This is a genomic window from Thiomonas sp., from assembly GCF_034007205.1.
GTDB lineage: Bacteria > Pseudomonadota > Gammaproteobacteria > Burkholderiales > Burkholderiaceae_C > Thiomonas.
This window is the reverse complement of the sequence record NZ_JAVERI010000003.1, coordinates 31,185-51,011: the sequence shown is the minus strand read 5'-3', so window position 1 is coordinate 51,011 and position 19,827 is coordinate 31,185. Positions and strand designations below refer to the sequence as shown.

12 protein-coding genes are annotated in these 19,827 nt (G+C 66.6%); 9 read left to right on the top strand and 3 right to left on the bottom strand.

From position 1 onward, the window contains the following. Positions 1 to 8 precede the first annotated feature (8 nt). Entirely contained in the window at positions 9 to 674 is a 666-nt protein-coding gene (locus RBR52_RS03270) for a cytochrome b/b6 domain-containing protein (RefSeq protein WP_320375756.1), read from the top strand. Next, entirely contained in the window at positions 667 to 1,464 is a 798-nt protein-coding gene (locus RBR52_RS03265) for a hypothetical protein (protein ID WP_320375755.1), read from the top strand. The genes RBR52_RS03270 and RBR52_RS03265 overlap by 8 nt, the downstream gene beginning before the upstream one ends. Before the next feature lie 326 nt (positions 1,465 to 1,790). Here RBR52_RS03265 and RBR52_RS03260 read toward each other — a convergent pair whose 3' ends face one another. Then, positions 1,791 to 2,927 (bottom strand): NAD(P)/FAD-dependent oxidoreductase, encoded by a 1,137-nt coding sequence (locus RBR52_RS03260; RefSeq protein WP_320375754.1) that lies wholly within the window; start codon positions 2,925 to 2,927, stop codon positions 1,791 to 1,793. A 234-nt stretch (positions 2,928 to 3,161) separates the two neighbouring features. Here RBR52_RS03260 and RBR52_RS03255 point away from each other — a divergent pair, with 234 nt between their 5' ends. After that, on the top strand, positions 3,162 to 4,820 hold the full coding sequence (locus RBR52_RS03255; RefSeq protein ID WP_320375753.1) for an alpha/beta hydrolase family protein: 1,659 nt from the start codon (positions 3,162 to 3,164) through the stop codon (positions 4,818 to 4,820). Positions 4,821 to 5,148: 328 nt separating this feature from the next. Here the strand turns inward: RBR52_RS03255 and RBR52_RS03250 are convergent, their stop codons facing one another. Together RBR52_RS03250 and RBR52_RS03245 are read right to left on the bottom strand one after the other, a co-directional pair. After that, on the bottom strand, positions 5,149 to 5,556 hold the full coding sequence (locus RBR52_RS03250) for a VOC family protein (RefSeq protein ID WP_320375752.1): 408 nt from the start codon (positions 5,554 to 5,556) through the stop codon (positions 5,149 to 5,151). Between the two features lie 17 nt (positions 5,557 to 5,573). Further along, a complete protein-coding gene (locus RBR52_RS03245; RefSeq protein WP_320375751.1) occupies positions 5,574 to 6,980 on the bottom strand; it encodes an FAD-binding oxidoreductase in 1,407 nt (468 codons plus the stop codon). Between the two features lie 76 nt (positions 6,981 to 7,056). Between RBR52_RS03245 and RBR52_RS03240 the strand changes: the two genes are divergently transcribed. From RBR52_RS03240 to RBR52_RS03215, 6 genes are all read left to right on the top strand, one after another. Further along, positions 7,057 to 7,650, top strand: coding sequence for a cob(I)yrinic acid a,c-diamide adenosyltransferase (locus RBR52_RS03240; protein WP_320375750.1), 594 nt, complete (start codon positions 7,057 to 7,059; stop codon positions 7,648 to 7,650). A 142-nt stretch (positions 7,651 to 7,792) separates the two neighbouring features. Further along, positions 7,793 to 9,097 (top strand): efflux RND transporter periplasmic adaptor subunit, encoded by a 1,305-nt coding sequence (locus tag RBR52_RS03235; protein ID WP_320375749.1) that lies wholly within the window; start codon positions 7,793 to 7,795, stop codon positions 9,095 to 9,097. A gap of 2 nt (positions 9,098 to 9,099) precedes the next feature. After that, complete coding sequence (locus RBR52_RS03230) at positions 9,100 to 12,405, top strand: multidrug efflux RND transporter permease subunit (protein ID WP_320375748.1); 3,306 nt, start codon at positions 9,100 to 9,102, stop codon at positions 12,403 to 12,405. Continuing rightward, positions 12,402 to 15,587, top strand: coding sequence for an efflux RND transporter permease subunit (locus RBR52_RS03225; RefSeq protein ID WP_320375747.1), 3,186 nt, complete (start codon positions 12,402 to 12,404; stop codon positions 15,585 to 15,587). Before RBR52_RS03230 ends, RBR52_RS03225 begins: the two co-directional genes overlap by 4 nt. Before the next feature lie 5 nt (positions 15,588 to 15,592). Continuing rightward, positions 15,593 to 17,065 (top strand): efflux transporter outer membrane subunit, encoded by a 1,473-nt coding sequence (locus tag RBR52_RS03220; RefSeq protein ID WP_320375746.1) that lies wholly within the window; start codon positions 15,593 to 15,595, stop codon positions 17,063 to 17,065. A gap of 550 nt (positions 17,066 to 17,615) precedes the next feature. Then, the gene (locus RBR52_RS03215; RefSeq protein WP_320375745.1) at positions 17,616 to 19,811 is read left to right on the top strand and encodes a TonB-dependent hemoglobin/transferrin/lactoferrin family receptor; all 2,196 of its coding nucleotides are present in this window, start codon (positions 17,616 to 17,618) and stop codon (positions 19,809 to 19,811) included. Positions 19,812 to 19,827 lie beyond the last annotated feature (16 nt).

The following is a 19,827-nucleotide window of genomic DNA, read 5'->3' as shown; positions in this document are numbered from 1 at the left end:
ACAACATCATGACGACCCAACGCGTTTACCTGTTCACCCGCTTCGAGCGTTTCTGGCACTGGAGCCAGGCCGCGCTCATCATCACCATGCTGTTCACCGGCTTCGAGATTCACGGCTACCTCGGCGGCTTCAACTTCCAGCACGCCCTGCTCATCCACGAATACGCCGCCTGGCTGCTGATGACCTTGTGGACTTTCGCCGTGTTCTGGCACTTCACCACCGGCGCGTGGAAGAACTACATCCCCGACCTGCGCCCGAAAAGCCTGTGGGCGGTGGCGCGCTATTACGCCTATGGCATGTTCGTCGGCGAACACCACCCCTATCACAAAGTGCCGTTTCGCAAACACAACCCGCTGCAGCGCCTCGCCTATCTGTGGCTCAAGCTGATGATCAACCCGCTGATCTGGGCCAGCGGCCTGCTGTTGCTGTTTTTCAGCTACGACTGGATTCGCCTCTCCCCCCTGGGCCTGCAGCTCGACTGGGTGGCGCTCACCCACACTGCGGCCGCTTACATGATGCTGCTGTTCTTCATTCTGCACGTCTATCTGGCCACCACCGCGCACCCGCCCACGGCTTACATCAAGGCCATGATCACCGGCTGGGAAGATGAAGAAGAACCCGCCGCGCCTGTTCCCTCATCCAGCGCCGTTCAACCGGAGCCTCATCATGGCTGATACCCGACTGTCTCGCTCCCGCCGTCTGACGCCCTTCACCGTGCTGGCGGTCGCGCTTTGCACGCCGGGCCTGAGCATGGGTTCCCGCGCGCAGGCCTCCGAACCTGCGGCCAAGACAGCAGCCCAAGCCGCCTCCACCCCGGCGGTGCAACTCAATCTGGAAAGCGCCTCGCTCACCGACCTGCCCGGCTCGCCCTCGCGGGTGCGCATCGACCAGGCGCTGGGCGTGCACGCCATCAAGCAGCGTGACGGCTACGTGGTGCTCGACAACGCCGAGCTGCTCAAGACCTATGTCTATGCGTATTCCAGGCAGGCAGTGAACTACACCGGCATCCTCACGCCGAATACCGAAATGATCCAGCCGCCCGCGCCGGTGCAGGCCACAGCGAAGGAAAAGCAGCAGGTCGATGCCATGATCGCCTTCGACAAGGCGCACCCCAGGCTGCGCATCGACGTCGATGACATCGCGCTCGACGCCTACGCGCCGCAGGGCAAGTATTACCCCATCGACAACCGCCTGTTCATCCACGGCGCAGGCTACTACTTCGACAACTCGCCCTACCACTACACCTACGACCACCCCGAGGCCTTCCGCCATCTGGCCTGCACCGATGCCGCCGTGATGAAAACGCTCAACGACGCCATCGCCAACTACCAGCACTTTCACATGAGCATTTTCGCCACCGTGCTCGGCGCCGACGCCAAGACGCAGACGCTGCACCTGCGGGTGAATGAAGTGCAGCTCAGGGATGCGCTGGGCCAGGTGCTGATCGACCAGAAAGTGGAGTGAGGCGGCGCGGTTGGCGCAAACCCACTCCCCCTCCCAACCTCCCCCAGCAAGTGGGGGAGGTGAGATCGCCCCCTCTCCCTCCGGGAGAGGGTTGGGGTGAGGGTTCGCACGCCAAGGCAACACCCCTCGCCGCCCAGCCGCCTCAAGGATGCGCCCCTCCCAACCTCCCCCAGCAAGTGGGGGAGGAGTTTTTAGCTCCCTCTCCACTTGCTGGGGGTGGAGGCGGTCAGGCAAAGCCAACTGCTTGGCTTTGCCCCGCCGAAACGGGGCTGGCCTGCCAGCCAGCCCTTGGACGGGTTGGGGTGGGGTCACTCCGGTAGCGCCGCTCAAGCCGCGCGGTAATCCTTGAGATATTTGCCCTCGAACCAGCGCTTGGCCCAGGTGAAGGCGCGCGAGGGCGGCAGCACGAAGGTCTTTTTGTGGTCGCGGAACACCAGAATGCCGCTGTCCACCGTATCGACGATGCACACCAGCTCAGCCTTGGGCACATGCTGCGCGGGCTGGCCCTGCATCGCCAGCAGCAGATTCTCGGCGGCGGCCTTGGCCTGCAGATCGGCCATGTGCGCCTGCTTGGGCAGCCAGTCCGGGCCGGGATAGCTGCCCGCATCTCCGGCGACGAACACGCGCTCGAACCCCGGCACGGCGCAGTGTTCATCTGCCTGGATGAAGCCGCCGGGTGAGCGCGGCAGCTCCGAGTTGTGCGTCCACCCCGGCCCGGTCATGCCCGGCATGAACAGGATGAGATCGGCCCTGACCATCCCGCCCTCGGTCTCCACCCCCTCGGGCGACATGCGCAGCGGCTTGTGGCCCAGATGGGTGTCGATGCGGCGCTTGGCCATGTGCGAGAGCAGGCCCGTCACCGCGCGCTCGCCCAGGCGCTGGCCCGGCGTTTCTGAGGCGTTGAAAAACACCAGTTCCACCTTGTCGCGCTTGCGCTGGCGGCGCAGCCAGGTGTCGATGCCGAACAGCAGCTCGAACATCGGCCCGCCGCGCGCCGCCGAAGGTTCCTGCGGGTTGCCGCCAAAACCGCAGGCGATGCGCCCACTGTCCAGCGCCAGCAGGCGCTCGCGGATTTTTTCCGCCGCCGCCACGCCCTCGCACAGTGCAATGGCATGTTCGATGCCCGGCAGCTTCTTGATGAAGCGCCCGCCGGTGGCGATGATCAGCCCGTCGTTCTCCACCGGCCCGGCGGTGGTCAGCACGGTGCGCCCGCCGTCCTGCAGGCCGGTGACTTCGGCGGCGATGAAGTCGATCTTGCTTTTCTGCAGGAACGGCCCGAGGTCGATGACCAGATCGCTGCTCTTGCGCACCCCCGTGGGCACCCAGATCAGGCTGGGCAGATAGACGAACTCGGCCTTGGGCGCCACCAGGGTGATGCGCGCCTGCGGCGACTTGGCGCGCAGCGTGCGCGCTGCGGTGAGCGCGGCAAACCCCGCGCCCAGTACAACGAAATGATGCGACATGGTGTGCAGTCTTGTATGTGTGAAAACCAAAGGGCAAGCATAGGCCCGATCTCTCTGTATGGGATTTGTGAATTGTCAGAGCCAAAGGGTCTGTCGGCCCGTTGATTCAAACCGTTTTGAAACCTTTTGTAATCCAGATTGACGCGCGCTCGGCAATCCGTGAATTCTTAGAAAAGCACGGGCGTTCGATTCTCGCCCGAAAAGGCCGCAACCCGGCAAGATCAGGAGACAGACATGCACAGCTTTTCATTGAAGACGGCGCTTGCCATCAGCTCCGGCGCCTTGATCCTGGCCGCCTGCGGCGGCGACGGCGGAGCGCCAGTCCCCACCACCGGCACGGCCGATACCCTGGTGTCGGCCAGCGCCACCCCCACGGCAGCGATCTCGACCGGCACCATGGCCACGTCGAGCGCCTGGATGGGGCGCTACCCCAGCGGCGTGCAGCAACTCATCGGCGCGCCAGCGTGCGGCGTCACGGTCTACAAATACACCTATGCCACCGTCGGCGGCGAAAACGAACCGACCACCGCCACCGGCGCGCTGATGATTCCCAGCGGAAACACCGCGCAGTGCCAGGGCGCCAGGCCCATCGTGCTCTATGCCCACGGCACCGCGCTGAGCAAGAACCGCGACCTCGCCGCACTCGGCGACCCGAACAATCCGGCCTTCGGCACGGCGTCGCGCATTGCGATGATCTTCGCCGCGCAGGGCGACATCGTCGTGGCGCCCAACTACGCCGGCTATGACACCTCGCCCCTGCCCTACGCGCCCTACCTCAACAAACAGCAGCAATCGCAGGACATGATCGACAGCCTCACCGCCGCGCGGCAGGCGTTGATGCAACTGGGCCTGCCCGTCAGCGACAACGGCAAGCTTTTCGTCACCGGCTATTCGCAGGGCGGTTTCGTGGCGATGGCTACCCTGGCCAGGCTCGACGCGCAGGGTCGTCCGGCCACGGCGGGGGCGCCGATGTCGGGGCCTTACGGCATGCTCGCCATCAGCGATGAAATCTTGCTCGGCCACCCCAACGTCGGCGGCACCGCCTACCTGCCGCTGGTGATCAACTCCTACGCGCACCTGCCCACCGGTTCGCCGCAGATCGATCTTGCCGCCTTGTTCAACCCGCTGTACAAAGACGCGCCGACGCTGTTCCCCGGCCCCTATGGTTTTGCCCAGTTCGGCCAACTGGTGCAGGCCGGGAAGATTCCCTACACCGCGGTGTTCCAGTCGCCGCCCACCGGCAACGCCACGCTCAACGATCTGGGCGAAGGCTGGCCGCTCGGCCCGCTGGGCTTCGATCCGACCCACTACCTCATCAGCACCGCCTACCGCGCGCAATACGTGGCCGACGTGCTCGCCCATCCCGACGGCGCCGCCCCGGTCGATGGTTCCGCCCCCAACTTCACCACCACCGCACCGACTCCGGCGAGCAATCCGCAAGACCCTCTGCGCCAAATCCTGCTGGCCAACGATCTGCGCGACTACACCCCGAGCATGCCGCTGCTGATGTGCGGCGGCGATCAAGACCCCGAGGTGTTCTGGAACCAGGACGCCGGCGCCATGACCGCCACGCTGATGAACAAGGCCCAGACCACCGACCCCGGCCTGCGCTTCGCCACCCTCGATCTGGACAACCAGGGCAGCCCCGGCACCTACAGCAACGGCCTGACCCGCTTTGGCCTGAACGCCGCGCAACAGCAGACCCTGCAGGCTGTGGCGAGCACGGTGCAAGCCGGCTTCATCGCCTATCAGCAAGGCGTGGTGCAGGCCGCAGAAGCGCAGGGCTACACGGCGGCGCAGGCCGCTGCCTACGCGATGGAGAACTACCACACCGACGAACGCCCGTTCTGCACCGTGGCCGCGCGGACTTTCTTCGATTTGTACGCGCAGTAAACACGTGTTGGACGTCCCAGCCGAGGTCGGGACCTGGGGCAGGTCTAGGAGCCTGCCGGACTTGAGGATCGTCGGCTGCAAAACGGCCTCGCCGGTCCATTTTTCACCGCTTTGTGGGCCTCTGGCCCATCCCTCGCTGCGCTCGGGACCGCCACTTCGTGGCGCCCTGCGGGCTGGTCTTGGGCAATAGTTGGACTATTGCCCGGCGAAATCTGCAAAAACTGTCCTCGCCGGAGCTGTTTTTCGCTATCGACGCCCCAAGTCCGACAGGCTCCTAGCATCGATGCATCAAATGCTACGAAGCTAGACCTGACCCCTATTTTCCTCCCTACGACACTGCGCGGCACACGGCGGCGAGCTTGTTGCCGTCGGGGTCGCGCACGTAGGCGGCGTAGAAGTCGGGGCCGTAGTGCGGGCGCAACCCCGGCGCCCCCTCGCTGCTGCCGCCGTGCGCGAGGGCTGCAGCGTGAAAGGCATCGACTTGCGCCCGACTGCTGGCGGCCAGCGCGATCATGCTGCCGTTGCCCACGGTGGCGGGCCGACCGTCGAAGGGCTTGCACAGCCACAGCGCCAGTTCCACCCGCCCTTCGTCTGCATAGCGGCCCCAGCCGATTTCATGGCTGGGATCGTCGTCTTCCGTCACGCATCGCGCATGGCCGAGCGTGGCCAGCACCGGGTCGTAGAACGCTGCCGCCCGAATGAGATCGTTGCTGCCGAGCATGAGGTAGGTGAACATGGCGGATCGCTATGCCCTCACGAAAAAATCTTCCCCGGATTGAGGATGCCCTTCGGGTCGAGCGCCTGCTTGATGGCGCGCATGACGTCGAGCGCGTCGTCGCCGGCTTCCTCGCGCAGAAAATCCTGCTTGTGCAGGCCGATGCCATGCTCGCCGCTGCAGGTGCCGCCGAGCTTGAGTGCGCGGCGCACGAGTTGGGCGTTGAGGCGCTCGGCGAGTTCGCGTTCTTCAGGTTTGGCCGGGTCGATGAGGTAGCCGATGTGATAGTTGCCATCGCCCACATGGCCGACGACGAAATAGGGCAGACCGGCTTGGTCGGCCTCTTTGAGGGTGTCGTTGATGCTCTCGGCCAGACGCGAAATGGGCACACAGGTGTCGGTGGTGACGCAGCGGGCGCCGGGTTTCATTTGCAGCGCGGAAAGGTAGGCGTGATGTCGCGCCTTCCACAGCTTGCTGCGCTCTTCGGGGGTGTCGGCCCAGGCGAAATCGGAGCCGGCATAGTCTGCGGCGATGGCCTGCACGGTTTCGGCCTGCTCGCGCACCCCGGCGGGCGAGCCGTGAAATTCCATCAGCAGCAGCGGCTGCTCGGGCAGGCCGAGGTGGTCGTGGGCGTTGACGGCGCGCACCGCGCCCGCGTCCATCAGTTCCACCCGCGCAATGGGGATGCCCGCCTGGATGATGGCGATGGTGCAGTCCACCGCGTGCGCCACATCGGGGAAGAAACACACCGCCGCCGCGACGGCCTCGGGCTGCGGATACAGGCGCAGGATGATTTCGGTGATGATGCCCAGCGTGCCCTCGCTGCCCACCATCAGGCGGGTGAGGTCGTAGCCCGCGCTGCTCTTGCGCGCCTGCGTGCCGGTGCGAATGATGCGGCCGTCGGCCAGCACCACGGTGAGCGCCAGCACGTTCTCGCGCATGGTGCCGTAACGCACGGCGTTGGTGCCCGAGGCGCGCGTGGCGGCCATGCCGCCGATGGTGGCGTCGGCGCCGGGATCGATGGGGAAGAACAGGCCGGTGTGGCGCAGTTCGTCGTTCAACTGCAGCCGCGTGACCCCGGCCTGCACGGTGACGAGCATGTCGGCGGCGGCCACGTCGAGCACGCGGTTCATGCGGGTGAGGTCGAGGCTGATGCCGCCCTGCACCGCGAGCAACTGGCCTTCGAGCGAGGAGCCCGCGCCGAAGGCGATGACCGGATAGTCGTGCGCGGCGGCCAGCTTCACCGCATCGGCCACGTCCTGCGTACTTTCGCAGAACACCACGGCCGCGGGCGGCGGCACGTCGAAGGGCGATTCATCGCGCCCGTGCTGCTCGCGCACGGCCAGCGCGGTCGAGAGCTGCGCGCCGAAGCGTGCGGCCAGGGCATGCAACAGCGCCTCGGGCGCCGGGCGGGAGAGAATTTGCGGGATGGTCGGGGCGTTCATGGGACAGACCGTGTGGCAGCGCAGCCTATATCGATTCGGCAAGAATACGCCGTTGGCAAAGAAAAGGAGAAAACCAATGGGCTACCGCCTCACCGCCATATCCACCCGCACCGGCGACGCGGGCACCACCGGGCTGGGGGACGGCTCGCGCTGTCTGAAATCGGCCGCTCGCATTCAGGCGCTGGGCGATGTCGATGAGCTGAACTCGCATCTCGGGCTGCTGCGCAGTCTGGGACTGCCGCAGGCCATCGACACGCTGCTGTCAAAGGTGCAGCACGATCTGTTCGATCTCGGCGGCGAGCTGTCGGTGCCGGGCATGGCGCTGTTCAAGACCGAGCAGGTGGCCGCGCTCGACGAGGCGCTGAAAGACTACAACGCCAGGCTGCCACCGCTGGCCGAATTCATACTGCCCGGAGGCTCGCAAACCGCTTCGCAGGCTCATGTGTGCCGCACGGTGGCGCGGCGCGCCGAGCGCTCGGTGGTGGCGGTGTCATGCGAGGTCGCGCAGGCGGGCGAGGCGCAAGCGGCCACGCTGCTGCGCCCCGAGTTGCTGCAGTATCTCAACCGCCTGTCCGACCTGCTGTTCGTGCTGGCGCGCACGCTCAACCGCGCGGGTGACGCCGCCAGCACCGAGGTGTACTGGAATCACCAGCGCCTGCCCAAGGATTGAAGCAGCGACATACTTCTTCACATCGCCTGCACACGGCTTTCATGTCGCGCTGGCAGGATGTGGGACCGTTCGCTTTCATCGCCGCGTTCGTCCTCGCCTGCGCGACCGCCTCGTCTGCGCCGTTCATTCCGGTTTCCCTCCCATGAATACGCCTTCCCCCTCCAACAAAACGAACCGCCCTGCTTCCGCCGCTCGCCGCTGGCTGTGGGCAGGGGCTGGCGTGGCCCTGCTGGCCGCGGGCGGCCTGGCCTTGGTGGGTGGCGAGCACCCGGCGCAGGCGCAGATGCGCGGCAAGGGCGGCATGGAACGCGGGCAGATGCCGCCGCAGCCAGTCACCGCGTCCACCGTCAAAACGCAAGCGGTGCCGGTGTGGCTCACCGCTTTAGGCACGGTCACGCCGCGCAGCTATGTGAACGTGATGCCGCGCGTGGCCGGGCTGCTGCAGAGCGTGGACTACAAGCAGGGGCAGAGGGTGAAGGCGGGGCAGTTGCTCGCGCAGATCGACCCGCGCCCGTTTCGCATCGCGGTGGAACAGGCGCAGGCGCAGGTGGAGCAGACGCAGGCGCAGCTCGCCGGCGCGCAAAGCGATTTACTGCGCTATGAAACCCTGCTCCAACAGGATTCGATTTCGGCGCAGCAGGTCAGCGACCAGCGCGCCACCGTGGCCCAGCTCAAGGCCACGCTCGATGCCAACAAGGCCGCGCTCGACAACGCCCGGCTGCAACTGAGCTGGACGCGCATCACCGCACCGGTGAGCGGACTCGCCGGCCTGCGCCCGGTGGATGCCGGCAATATGGTGACGACTTCGGGCGCCGTCGGCAGCAACACCAGCAGCAGCGCCAGCTCGCCCACGCCCATCGCCACCATCGCGCAGGTGCAGCCGGTGGACGTGACCTTCGCGCTGCCGCAGCAGCAGATCGGCGAAGTGGTCAGCCAACTCATGGCGGGCAAGCAGCTCGAAACGCAGGCCTGGGATGCGCGCAACACCCAGTTGCTCGAAACCGGCAAGCTGGTCGCTGCCGACAACCAGATCAACAGCACGACGGGCACGCTCGATCTGCGCGCCGAGTTCGCCAACAGGAAGCTGGCGCTGTTCCCCAATCAGTTCGTCAACGTGCGGCTGCTGGTGCGCACCCTTGCCGATGCGATGGTCGTGCCGACGACGGCCGTGGCCGTGGGCGCGCCCGGCACTTATGTGTATGTCATCGGGCCGGACAACAAGGTGAAGATGCGGGCGGTGAAAACCGGGGTGGCGTTTGACAACCTCACGCAGATCGTCAGCGGCCTGAAGGCGGGTGAGCGCGTTGTCACCGACGGCCTGGACCGGCTGCGCGACGGGCGTGAAGTGAAAGTGGTGCAGCCCCTGTCTGTGCAGGGCGAAGCGAAAGCTGCGCACCCCGGCGCAGGGCGCGCGGGCAAGCCCGCAGCCGCCAGCGGAGCGCGCTGAGCATGAGTGCGCCGCACGACGACAAACCCTCCCCACCCCAACCCTCCCCAGCAAGTGGGGAGGGAGCAAACCCCTCCCCCACGAGTGGGGGAGGTCGGGAGGGGCGTCCTTTGCATAGCGAAGCGCCGTCTTCTCCTCCCCCACTTGCCGGGGGAGGTCGGGAGGGGAAGTCGCCCGAAAACCGTCCCAGCCCCTCGCAGCCGTTCATCCTGCGCCCCATCGCCACCACGCTGCTGATGATCGCGGTGCTGGTGGCCGGATTCGTGGGCTACAAGCTGCTGCCGCAGGCCGCGCTGCCGGAGGTCGATTACCCCACCATCCAGGTCACCACGCTCTACCCCGGCGCCAGCCCGGATGTGATGGCCTCGTCTGTCACCGGCCCGCTGGAACAGCAGTTCGGCCAGATGCCCGGGCTGGCGCAGATGTGGTCGGTGAGTTCCGGCGGCGCCTCGGTCATCACCCTGCGCTTCGATCTGTCGCTGTCGCTCAGCGTGGCCGAGCAGGAAGTGCAGGCCGCCATCAACGCCGCGACCAACCTGCTGCCCTCCGACCTGCCGCAGCCGCCGATCTACGCCAAGGTCAACCCGGCCGACGCGCCCGTCATCACCCTCGGCCTGACCTCGGCCACGCTGCCGCTCACCACCCTCTACGACCTGGCCGACACGCGCCTGAGCCAGAAGCTGTCGCAGGTGTCGGGCGTGGGACTGGTCACGCTCTCGGGCGGGCACAAACCGGCGATTCGCGTGACGGTCAACGGCCCGGCGCTGGCCGCGCTGGGGCTGACGCTCGACAGCATCCGCACCGCGATTGCCGGGGCCAACGTCAACAGCCCCAAGGGCAGCATCAGCGGCAGCCAGCAATCGTTCAGCATCGACGCCAACGACCAGTTGCAGTCGCCGCAGCAATACCGCGACATGATCGTCGCCTACTCCGGCGGCGCGCCGGTGCGGCTGGGCGACGTCGCCACCATCCGCACCGGCGCCGAAAACGCCTGGCAGGCCGCGCGGGTCAACGGCAAGCCGGGCATCGTCATCAATGTGCAGCGCCAGCCGGGGGCGAATGTCATCGCCGTGGTCGATGCGATCCACAAGCTGCTGCCCAGCCTGCAGACGCAACTGCCCGCCGCCGCGCAGCTCTCGGTGCTGTCGGACCGCACCGTGACCATCCGCGCGGCCATCGCCGACGTGCAGTTCGAGCTGCTGCTCTCCGTGCTGCTGGTGGTGGGGGTGATCTTCATCTTCCTGCGCAGCGTGCGCGCCACCTTCATTCCGGCCACCGCGGTGCCGCTGGCGCTGGTCGGCACTTTCGGCGCGATGTATCTGTTCGGCTTTTCGATCAACACCCTCACCCTCATGGCGCTGACCATCGCCACCGGCTTCGTGGTGGACGACGCCATTGTGATGATCGAGAACATCGCCCGCTACATCGAGGCCGGCGAGCGCCCGCTCACCGCCGCGCTCAAGGGCGCGGGGCAGATCGGCTTCACCATCATCACCCTGACCTTTTCGCTCATCGCCGTGCTCATTCCGCTGCTGTTCATGGGTGATGTGGTCGGGCGGCTGTTCCGCGAGTTCGCCATCACCCTGGCGGTGGCCATCGTCATTTCGGCGGCGGTGTCGCTGACCTTCACGCCCATGCTCTCGGCCCGCCTGCTGCGGCACACGCCGGAGGAAAAACAGGGCCGACTGTTCCGCGCCACCGGCGCGTTTTTCGACCGGCTGTCGGCAAGCTACACCCGCGCGCTGCGCTGGGTGCTGGGGCATCAGCCGCTGGTGCTGCTGTTCGCTGCAGGCACACTGGCGCTCACGGTGCTGCTGTATGTGCTCATCCCCAAGGGCTTCTTTCCGGTGCAGGACACCGGCCTGATCCAGGCCACCACGGTGGCGCCGCAGGACGTGTCGTTCCTGTCGATGGCCGCGCGCCAGCAGGCGCTGGTCGATGCCCTGCTCGAAGATCCGGCGGTGGCCTCGGTGTCCTCGGTCATCGGCATCGACGGGGTGAACACCACCATGAACACCGGGCGGCTGCTCATCGACCTCAAGCCGCTGGAGCAGCGCCCGCGGGTGCAGGCCCTCATCCACCGGCTGAACGCGCGCGCCGCGCAGGTCGAGGGCATCGAAACCTTTCTGCAGCCGGTGCAAGACCTGACCATCAACGACATCGCCGCCCGCTATCCCTATCAATTCAGCCTGTCGGCCACCAGCGCCGCGCAGCTCTCCAGCGCCAACACCGCGTTGATGGACCGCTTGAAGGCGCTGCCGCAACTCTCTGGCGTGACCAGCGACCTGCAGGATCAGGGCTTGCAGGCCTATGTGGACGTGGACCGCAGCGCCGCCTCGCGTCTGGGCATCACCATGAGCGCGATCGACAGCGCGCTGTACAACGCCTTCGGCCAGCGGCTGATCTCGACCATCTTCACCCAGTCGGCGCAGTACCGTGTGGTGCTGGGCGTGGAAAAACAGCCCGACCAAGGTCTGACCGCGTTCAACAATGTGTACATCACCGGCAGTAACGGTCAGGCCGTGCCGCTGTCGAGCTTTGCCACCATCGAGCCGCGCGCCACGCCGCTGGCCATCGACCATCTGGGCCAGTTTCCGGCAGCGCTGATTTCCTTCCAGCTCGCACCCGGCGTGTCGCTGGGCGAAGCGGTCGACGCGATCAACCAGGCCGCCAGGCAGTCGGCGCTGCCCGCCTCGGTGACCATTGCGTTTCAGGGCTCGGCCAGCGCCTTTCAGTCGGCGCTGAGCAACCAACTCTGGCTGCTGCTCGCCGCGGTGGCCACCATGTATATCGTGCTGGGCGTGCTGTATGAGAGCTACATCCACCCGATCACCATTCTGTCCACCCTGCCCTCGGCCGGCATCGGCGCGCTGCTGGCGCTGATGGGCACGGGCCACAACCTCACGGTGATCGCCATCATCGGCATTATTCTGCTGATTGGCATCGTGCAGAAAAACGCCATTCTGATGGTGGACTTCGCGCTGGACGCGCAGCGCAACCAGGGCCTGCCGCCGGAGGAAGCCATGCTGCAGGCCGCGCACTTGCGGCTGCGCCCCATTCTGATGACCACCTTTGCCGCACTGTTCGGCGCGGTGCCGCTGGCGCTGGGCACAGGCATGGGCTCGGAGCTGCGCCAGCCGCTGGGTATTGCCATCGTCGGCGGCCTGCTGGTATCGCAGGTGCTCACCCTGTTCACCACGCCGGTGATCTATCTGGCGTTCGACCGGCTGAGCAGTCGGATGGCAGCATGGAGGCGGCGGCACTTCCCCCTCCCGGCCTCCCCCACTCGTGGGGGAGGTGAACGATGAACCCCTCCGCCCTGTTCATCCGCCGCCCCATCGCCACCACGCTGCTGGCGCTGGCGGTGCTGCTGGCGGGGCTGATCGCCTTCCGGCTGCTGCCGGTGTCGCCGCTGCCGCAGGTGGACTTTCCCACCATCGTGGTCAACGCCAATATGGCCGGGGCCAGCCCGGAGGTCATGGCCGCCACGGTGGCCACGCCGCTGGAGCGCAGCCTGGGCACGATCGCCGGGATTTCGCAGATGACTTCCAGCAGCTCGCTCGGGTCGAGCCGCGTCATCCTGCAGTTCGATCTGTCGAAAAACATCGACGACGCCGCGCGCGAAGTGCAGGCGGCGATCAATGCCGCCATTCCGCTGCTGCCGTCCGGGCTGACAGGCCGACCCACGTACAGGAAGATGAACCCGGCAGACGCGCCGATCATGATTCTGTCGCTCACCTCCAAGAGCCTGTCGCGCGGGCAGATGTTCGATGCGGGCTCGACCATCCTGGCGCAGAAAATTTCTCAGATCGCGGGCATCGGCTCGGTCACCGTGGGCGGCGCCGCGCTGCCTGCGGTGCGGGTGGAACTCGACCTGCCCCGCGTCAACGGCATGGGGCTGGGCCTGGAGCAGGTGCGCCAGGCCATCGCCAACGCCAATGTGGATAGACCGAAGGGCGCCATCGACAGCGCCACGCACCGCTGGCAGGTGGGCGCGAATGACCAGCTCAGCACGCCGCAGCAATACCAGCACATCGTGGTGGGTTATCGTGACGGCGCGCCGATCCGGCTGGACCAGATTGCGCAGGTCAGCGAAGGCCTGCAGAACGACCGCAATATGGGTCTGGCCAACGGCCAGCCCTCGGTGCAGCTCATCATCTACCGCCAGCCTGGGGCGAACATCATCGATGCGGTCGAAGGGGTGAAGGCGGCGCTGCCGCAGCTCAAGGCCTCTATTCCCGCGGCCATTGACATCACCATCATGACCGACCGCACCACCACCATCCGCGCATCGCTGAAGGAAGTGGAGAACACCCTGATCCTCTCGGTGCTGCTGGTGATCGGCGTGGTCTGGCTGTTCCTGCGCGACTGGCGCGCCACCCTCATTCCGGCCATTGCCGTGCCGCTGTCGCTGGTGGGCACTTTCGCCGCCATGTGGCTGCTCGATTATTCTCTGGACAACCTCTCGCTGATGGCGCTGATCGTCGCCACCGGCTTTGTGGTGGACGACGCCATCGTGGTGCTCGAAAACATCATGCGCCACGTGGAGGAAGGGCTGTCGCCGCTGGCCGCCGCTTTCAAGGGCGCGCGCGAAGTGGGCTTCACCGTGCTGTCGATGAGCATTTCGCTGGTGGCGGTGTTCATCCCGGTGCTGTTCATGGGCGGCATCGTCGGGCGGCTGTTCCACGAATTCGCCATGACCCTCTCGGTGGCCATAGTCATTTCGCTGCTGGTCTCGCTCACCGTCACGCCCATGCTGGCCTCGCGCTGGCTGCGGCCACAGGCGCACAGCGCGCCTGTGGCCGCAGCGCGGGTTTCCCGGCTGGAACGCGGCTGGAACCACATTCATCATAGCTACGGCCGCAGCCTGCGCTGGGCGCTGCTCCACCCGGTGCTGATGCTGGTGCTGTTTTTCTCCACCACCTTGCTGACGGTGTATCTGTTCAAGGTCGTGCCCAAGGGCTTCTTCCCCATGCAGGACACCGGGCTGCTGATCGGCTCGGTGCAGGCCGATCAGTCGATCTCGTTCCAGGAAATGAGCAAAAAGCTCGAGCGCATCGTCGCCATCGTGCGCAAGAACCCGGGCATGCAAAACGTGGTGGCGTTCACCGGCGGCGGCGCGGCCAACAGCGCCTTCATGTTCATGCAGCTCAAGCCCATCGATCAGCGACAAGGCGTGCAGAGCATCATCGTCGAACTGCGCCGCGCGCTCTCCAGCGTGCCGGGCACGCAGACCTTCATGTTCCCGGTGCAGGACATCCGCGCCGGCGGGCGGCCTTCGGCGGCGCTGTACGAATACACCCTGCAGGCCTCCGACCTGAACACCCTGCGCGAATGGGAGCCCAAGGTGCTGGCCGCGTTCAAGCGCATTCCGGGCCTGAACGACGTCAACAGCGATCAGCAGGCAAGCGGCCTGCAGCTCTCGCTGGTGATCGACCGCGCCGCCGCGGCGCGCTACGGCATTCCCGTCTCGACCATCGACCAGACCCTCAACGACGCCTTCGGCCAGCGGCTCATCTCCACCATCTACAGGCCGCTCAACCAGTACCGCGTGGTGATGCAAGCCGCGCAGCGCTACCAGAACAACGCCCAGGCGCTGAACGATATTTACCTCGTCGGCAGCAACGGCCAGCGCGTGCCGCTCTCGGCGCTGGCGCATCAGGAACTGACCAACACCCCGCTGGCGGTCAACCACCAGGGCTTGTTCGTCTCGTCCACCATTTCATTCAATCTCGACAAAGGCGTGACGCTGAGCCAAATCCAGCCCAAGATTGACGAGGCGACGGCCGCCATCGGCCTGCCGTCGGAGATTCACGGCGGTTTCCAGGGCACGGCGCAACTGTTCTCGGACACGCTGAAAAACGAGCCGCTGTTCATCATGGCGGCCATCTTCGCCATCTACATCGTGCTGGGCATGCTCTATGAGAGCACGCTGCATCCGCTCACCATTCTGTCCACCCTGCCCCCGGCCGGGCTGGGCGCGCTGCTGGCCTTGCAGCTCACGCATACCGAATTTTCCATCATCGCGCTCATCGGCGTGTTCCTGCTCATCGGCATCGTGAAAAAGAATGCCATTCTCATGGTCGATTTCGCCCTCGGCGCCGAACGCGAGCACGGCATGACCCCGCGCGACGCCATCTATCAGGCGGCCACGCTGCGGCTGCGCCCCATTCTGATGACCACGCTGGCCGCGCTGGGCACGGCCTTGCCGCTGGCCTTCATCACCGGCAACGGCGCGGAGCTGCGCCAGCCGCTGGGCATCTCCATCGCCGGGGGGCTGATCGTCAGCCAGGCGCTCACCCTCTATACCACCCCGGTGATCTACCTCGAACTCGACCGCCTGCGACGCTGGACGCTGCGCCGGTTCAGCCGCGGCGCACGCCCGGAACCCTCTGAGGAACACGCCGGGCCGCCCCAAGTGTTCCTCACCCCCTCGGGGGGCCTGACGCGCAGCGACAGGTCAGGGGGCGATTCCAACTCACCGGCCTGAACGCCATGAATTCATCTGCTTACCACCGTCTGTCGTTCGTCGCGCCGCTGGTGCTGCTGCTCGGCGCCTGCGCCGCCACCCCGCCTGAAGCCCCGGTGAAAATCGCCCTGCCCGCAAGCTATGCCCAGGCCCAGAGCGGCTGGGTGCCCGCGCAGGCGCTGGCCGCGGCGCCGCGCGGCGCGTGGTGGAGCGTGTTTGACGACCCGGTGCTGGCCGGTCTCGAAACCCAGGTGGCGCAGCACAACCAGAGCCTCGCCGCCCAGCTCGCCGCTTATGACCAGGCGCAGGCTGCGGTGTCGCAGGCCCAGGCGGCCTACTACCCCAGCCTGAGCGCAAACGTTTCGGGCACACGCTCCAAGTTCGCCAGCAGCAGCACCAGCGTGGCCGTCCCCGGAGTGATTCGCAACAGCCTCAGTGCCAGCGCCACGGCAAGCTGGGAGCCCGACCTGTGGGGCAAGGTGCGGCTGCAGGTGCAGGCCGGACAGGCCACCGCCGCCGCCAGCGCCGCCACCCTGGCAAACACCCAGCTCAGCCTGCAATCCACCCTGGCCACCAGCTATCTGCAACTGCGCACCGTGGACGCGCAGATCGCGCTGGCGAAGGACACTGTGGATGCCTACCAGCGCGCGCTGCAGCTCACCGAAAACCGCTACAAGGCCGGAGTGGACACCGCCGCCGACGTCGCCCAGGCGCGCACCCAACTGCTGCAGGCGCAGACCAGCCTGACCGATCTGGGCGTGACGCGCGTGCAACTGCAGAACGCCATCGCCGTGCTCGTGGGCCAACCGCCGGCAGAGTTCTCCCTGCCCGCGTCCCCTGCCCTGCCTGAAATCCCGGCGATTCCCGCAGGCATCCCCGCGCAGTTGCTGCAGCGTCGGCCCGATCTGGCCGCGGCGCAGGCCCAGGTGGCCGCGGCCAATGCGCAGATCGGCGTGGCGCAGACCGCGTGGTTCCCCAACCTCACCCTGTCGACACAAGGCGGCAGCCAGGCGTCGCGCCTGGCCGACCTGTTCACGGCCCCGTCGCTGTTCTGGTCGCTGGGGCCGCAGCTCGCGGCCACGCTGTTCGACGGCGGACTGCGCCGCGCGCAGGTGCAAAGCAGCGAGGCGGCCTATCGCCAGACCGTGGCCAACTACCGCCAGAGCGTGCTGACCGCGCTGCAACAGGTGGAAGACAACCTCGCCGCGCAACGCATCCTGGCGCAGGAGGCGCAGCAACAGGCCGAGGTGGTCCAGGCCGCCGAGGTCTCGTTGCGCCTGGCCGAAAACCAGTACAAGGCCGGCACCGCGCCCTACCTCAACGTGCTCACCGCGCAGACCACCGCCACCAGCGCGCGCAATGCGCAGCTCACCCTGCTCAACCGCCGCTACGCCGCCAGCGTCGGCTTGATCCAGGCCCTGGGCGGCGGCTGGGGGGCGGACGGCGCCCCTGCCATCGGCCCCTTGCCCACCGCTTCGGCTGCCTCGCAGAGCCGGTAGCGCGCCTTCGCCCCTGGGCATCGACACACCCGATGCCTGATGGATCGGGAATGGCGCAGGTTGCAGCGGCCATGGGCAAGCCAGCGCCCCCTCCCAACCTCCCCCATGCCATGGGGGAGGAGAGAACTGCGCTGCGCGCGATCTGCGTAAGCCCCCGCCAAGCTCCACCGTCATGTGGGGGAGGCGTGTTTGCTCCCTCTCCACTTGTGGGGAGGGTCGGGGTGGGGAGCACGGCCTCGCGCTTCAGCGCGCCTGAACCCTGGCGACCCTGGTCGATAGCCCTATTTGCAATCCTCTTGCAAATACGATTATTTCTCATGTAGGATTTGTTGCATCTTCATCGGCGTCCGCGCCGTGGCGCTGAGCGTCACGCGCAATCGCCAAGGCATACGTCAGCCTCAACGCAAGCCGTGCCTGTAACTCCCAAGACAACGCCGGGCCGTTCCCGGATGTCTTGACCCCGCGGGGGGCGGACTGGGTGTCACCCAGCCCTGGAGGTTCACATACAGGAGCAGCAAACGTGTGGCGTCACAAGATTTTGTGGGTTTGGATGTGCATGGCGTGGGGCGGCTCGGCCGCATCGGCCTTCGCTGACGACAGCAACAAGCCGCAGCCCGGCCCGGCGCCAGTGACCAGCGCGGCCCAGTCGGCCGTACTGCCCGGCGTGACCATCACCTCCACCCGCACCGCGCGGTCTGTGGACGACGTGCCCGACACCGTCACCGTGCACACGGCGCGGCAGATCGAGTTGTCGGGCACGCGCAATATCGAAGAGCTCTTCCGCGACGAGCTCGACGTCACCGTCAACCACGATCCGGTGCTATTCACAGCGGCGAGTTCGTCGACCGGGCGGGCCGGCAATGCCGGCATCAACATCCGCGGCCTCGAAGGCAATCAGGTGTTGATGATGACCGACGGCATCCGCCTGCCCTTCGCATTCGACTTCGGCCATTCCTTCAGCACCGGCCGCGGCGACTTCGTGGATCTCAACGCCTACAAGACCGTGGATGTGCTGCGCGGCCCGGCCTCCACCCAATACGGCAGCGACGGTCTGGCCGGCGCCGTGCAATTTCTCACCCTCGATCCTTCGGATCTGCTCAAACCCGGCTCCAGCGCCAATGGCTTCGCCCGGCAGTCCCATTCCAGCGTGGATCGTTCCTGGAACACAGCGGTGGCCGGCGCAGGCCGGAAGGGTCCGTGGCAGGGGCTGCTGCTGGGCAGTTTCTATCGCGGCCATGACCAGGACAATATGGGCAGCAACGACGCCGCCAACGTCACCCGCACCACACCCAACCCGATGGACTGGCACAGCCAGTACGTACTGGGCAAGGCCATCCTCGCCATCACCCCCCGGCAGAGTCTGGGGCTGACCGCCGAAGCCCTGCGGCGCAAGCAAGACACCGACCTGCTGTCGGCCATTGCGGTGCCGCCCTACGCCGCAACCAGCACCCGCGGCCTCACTGCAAACGACACCATCTCCCGCAACCGCCTGTCGCTGCGGCATGACTGGTCTGGCGACGGCTGGCTGCGCGCGGCCCGCACCGAGGTGTACTGGCAGGACGCCGAAGTGCGGCAGCGCACCTGGGAAGACCGCAACACCGCCGCCGACCGCACCCGCGACAACAACTACCGCCAGCGCATCCTCGGTCTGTCCACCCAACTGCAAAGCCGTATCGCCACCGCGGTCTGGCTGCACCGTCTGAGCTGGGGCGTGGATCTGAGTACCTCGCGCATCGGCGCCGTGCGCGACGGCACCGTGCCCCCGGAAGGCGAGACCTTTCCGACCAAGCCCTTCCCCGACACCGACTACCGACTGATGGGCCTGTTCGTGCAGGACGAGATCGACTCCGAGCGATTCACCTTCATCCCCGGCCTGCGGCTCGACGGCTACCAGCTCGACCCGAGAACCAGCGGCTACAGCGGCAAGGTCGTCTCACTGAGCGATCATGCCGTCTCGCCGCGTCTGGGCGCCGTCTGGCGGCTGGCGCCTCAAGCTCAACCCTATGTGCAGTGGGCGCTGGGCTTTCGCGCCCCCGCGCCCGATCAAGTCAATAACGACTTCGTCGGCCCGATGCGTCGCGTCATCAGCGTGGGCAATCCCGATCTGCAGGCCGAGCGCGCCAACAGCATCGAACTGGGGCTGCGCGGCCGCTCGGGTAGCCTGAGCTACTCACTGGCCGCCTACCACAACCGCTACCGCAACTTCATCGAACAGACCGTGATCGGCGGCACGTTCACGCCCAGCAATCCGCTGATCTTCCAGTACGTCAACCTGAGCAAGGCCACCATCCGCGGCCTGGAAGCCCGCGCACGCTGGCAGACCACATCGCAATGGTCGTTCAACGCCGGGGTGGCGTACAGCCGCGGTGACTACGAACACAACGGCGTGAGCGCGCCGCTGAACTCGGTGCAGCCGTTGCGCCTGCTCGCAGGCGCGCAGTACGACACCGGCTGGCTTGGCGGCAAGCTCGACGTGCAGCACACCCAGGGCAAGGCGCTCGGCCGCATCGACACCGCCGACTATAACGGCAGCCCCTTCACGCCCAAGGCCTACACCGTGGTCAATGTCGGCCTGTGGTGCAAGCCCACGCCGCGCGTCACAGTGTCGGGCAACCTCAACAACCTGTTCGATGAAAAGTACTGGGTCTGGGACGACGTGCGCGGCCTGTCGGCCAGCAGCAAGGTGCTCGACGCCTACACCGAACCCGGACGCAATGTGCAGATTGCGCTGCGCTACGACTTCTGACCCCCAACCTGTAGGA

Bases quoted from the DNA above. Each gene is read 5' to 3' on its own strand.
- RBR52_RS03270 (WP_320375756.1), top strand. From the start codon at position 9: ATGACGACCCAACGCGTTTACCTGTTCACCCGCTTCGAGCGTTTCTGG.
- RBR52_RS03265 (WP_320375755.1), top strand. From the start codon at position 667: ATGGCTGATACCCGACTGTCTCGCTCCCGCCGTCTGACGCCCTTCACC.
- RBR52_RS03260 (WP_320375754.1), bottom strand. From the start codon at position 2,927: ATGTCGCATCATTTCGTTGTACTGGGCGCGGGGTTTGCCGCGCTCACC.
- RBR52_RS03255 (WP_320375753.1), top strand. From the start codon at position 3,162: ATGCACAGCTTTTCATTGAAGACGGCGCTTGCCATCAGCTCCGGCGCC.
- RBR52_RS03250 (WP_320375752.1), bottom strand. From the start codon at position 5,556: ATGTTCACCTACCTCATGCTCGGCAGCAACGATCTCATTCGGGCGGCA.
- RBR52_RS03245 (WP_320375751.1), bottom strand. From the start codon at position 6,980: ATGAACGCCCCGACCATCCCGCAAATTCTCTCCCGCCCGGCGCCCGAG.
- RBR52_RS03240 (WP_320375750.1), top strand. From the start codon at position 7,057: ATGGGCTACCGCCTCACCGCCATATCCACCCGCACCGGCGACGCGGGC.
- RBR52_RS03235 (WP_320375749.1), top strand. From the start codon at position 7,793: ATGAATACGCCTTCCCCCTCCAACAAAACGAACCGCCCTGCTTCCGCC.
- RBR52_RS03230 (WP_320375748.1), top strand. From the start codon at position 9,100: ATGAGTGCGCCGCACGACGACAAACCCTCCCCACCCCAACCCTCCCCA.
- RBR52_RS03225 (WP_320375747.1), top strand. From the start codon at position 12,402: ATGAACCCCTCCGCCCTGTTCATCCGCCGCCCCATCGCCACCACGCTG.
- RBR52_RS03220 (WP_320375746.1), top strand. From the start codon at position 15,593: ATGAATTCATCTGCTTACCACCGTCTGTCGTTCGTCGCGCCGCTGGTG.
- RBR52_RS03215 (WP_320375745.1), top strand. From the start codon at position 17,616: ATGTGCATGGCGTGGGGCGGCTCGGCCGCATCGGCCTTCGCTGACGAC.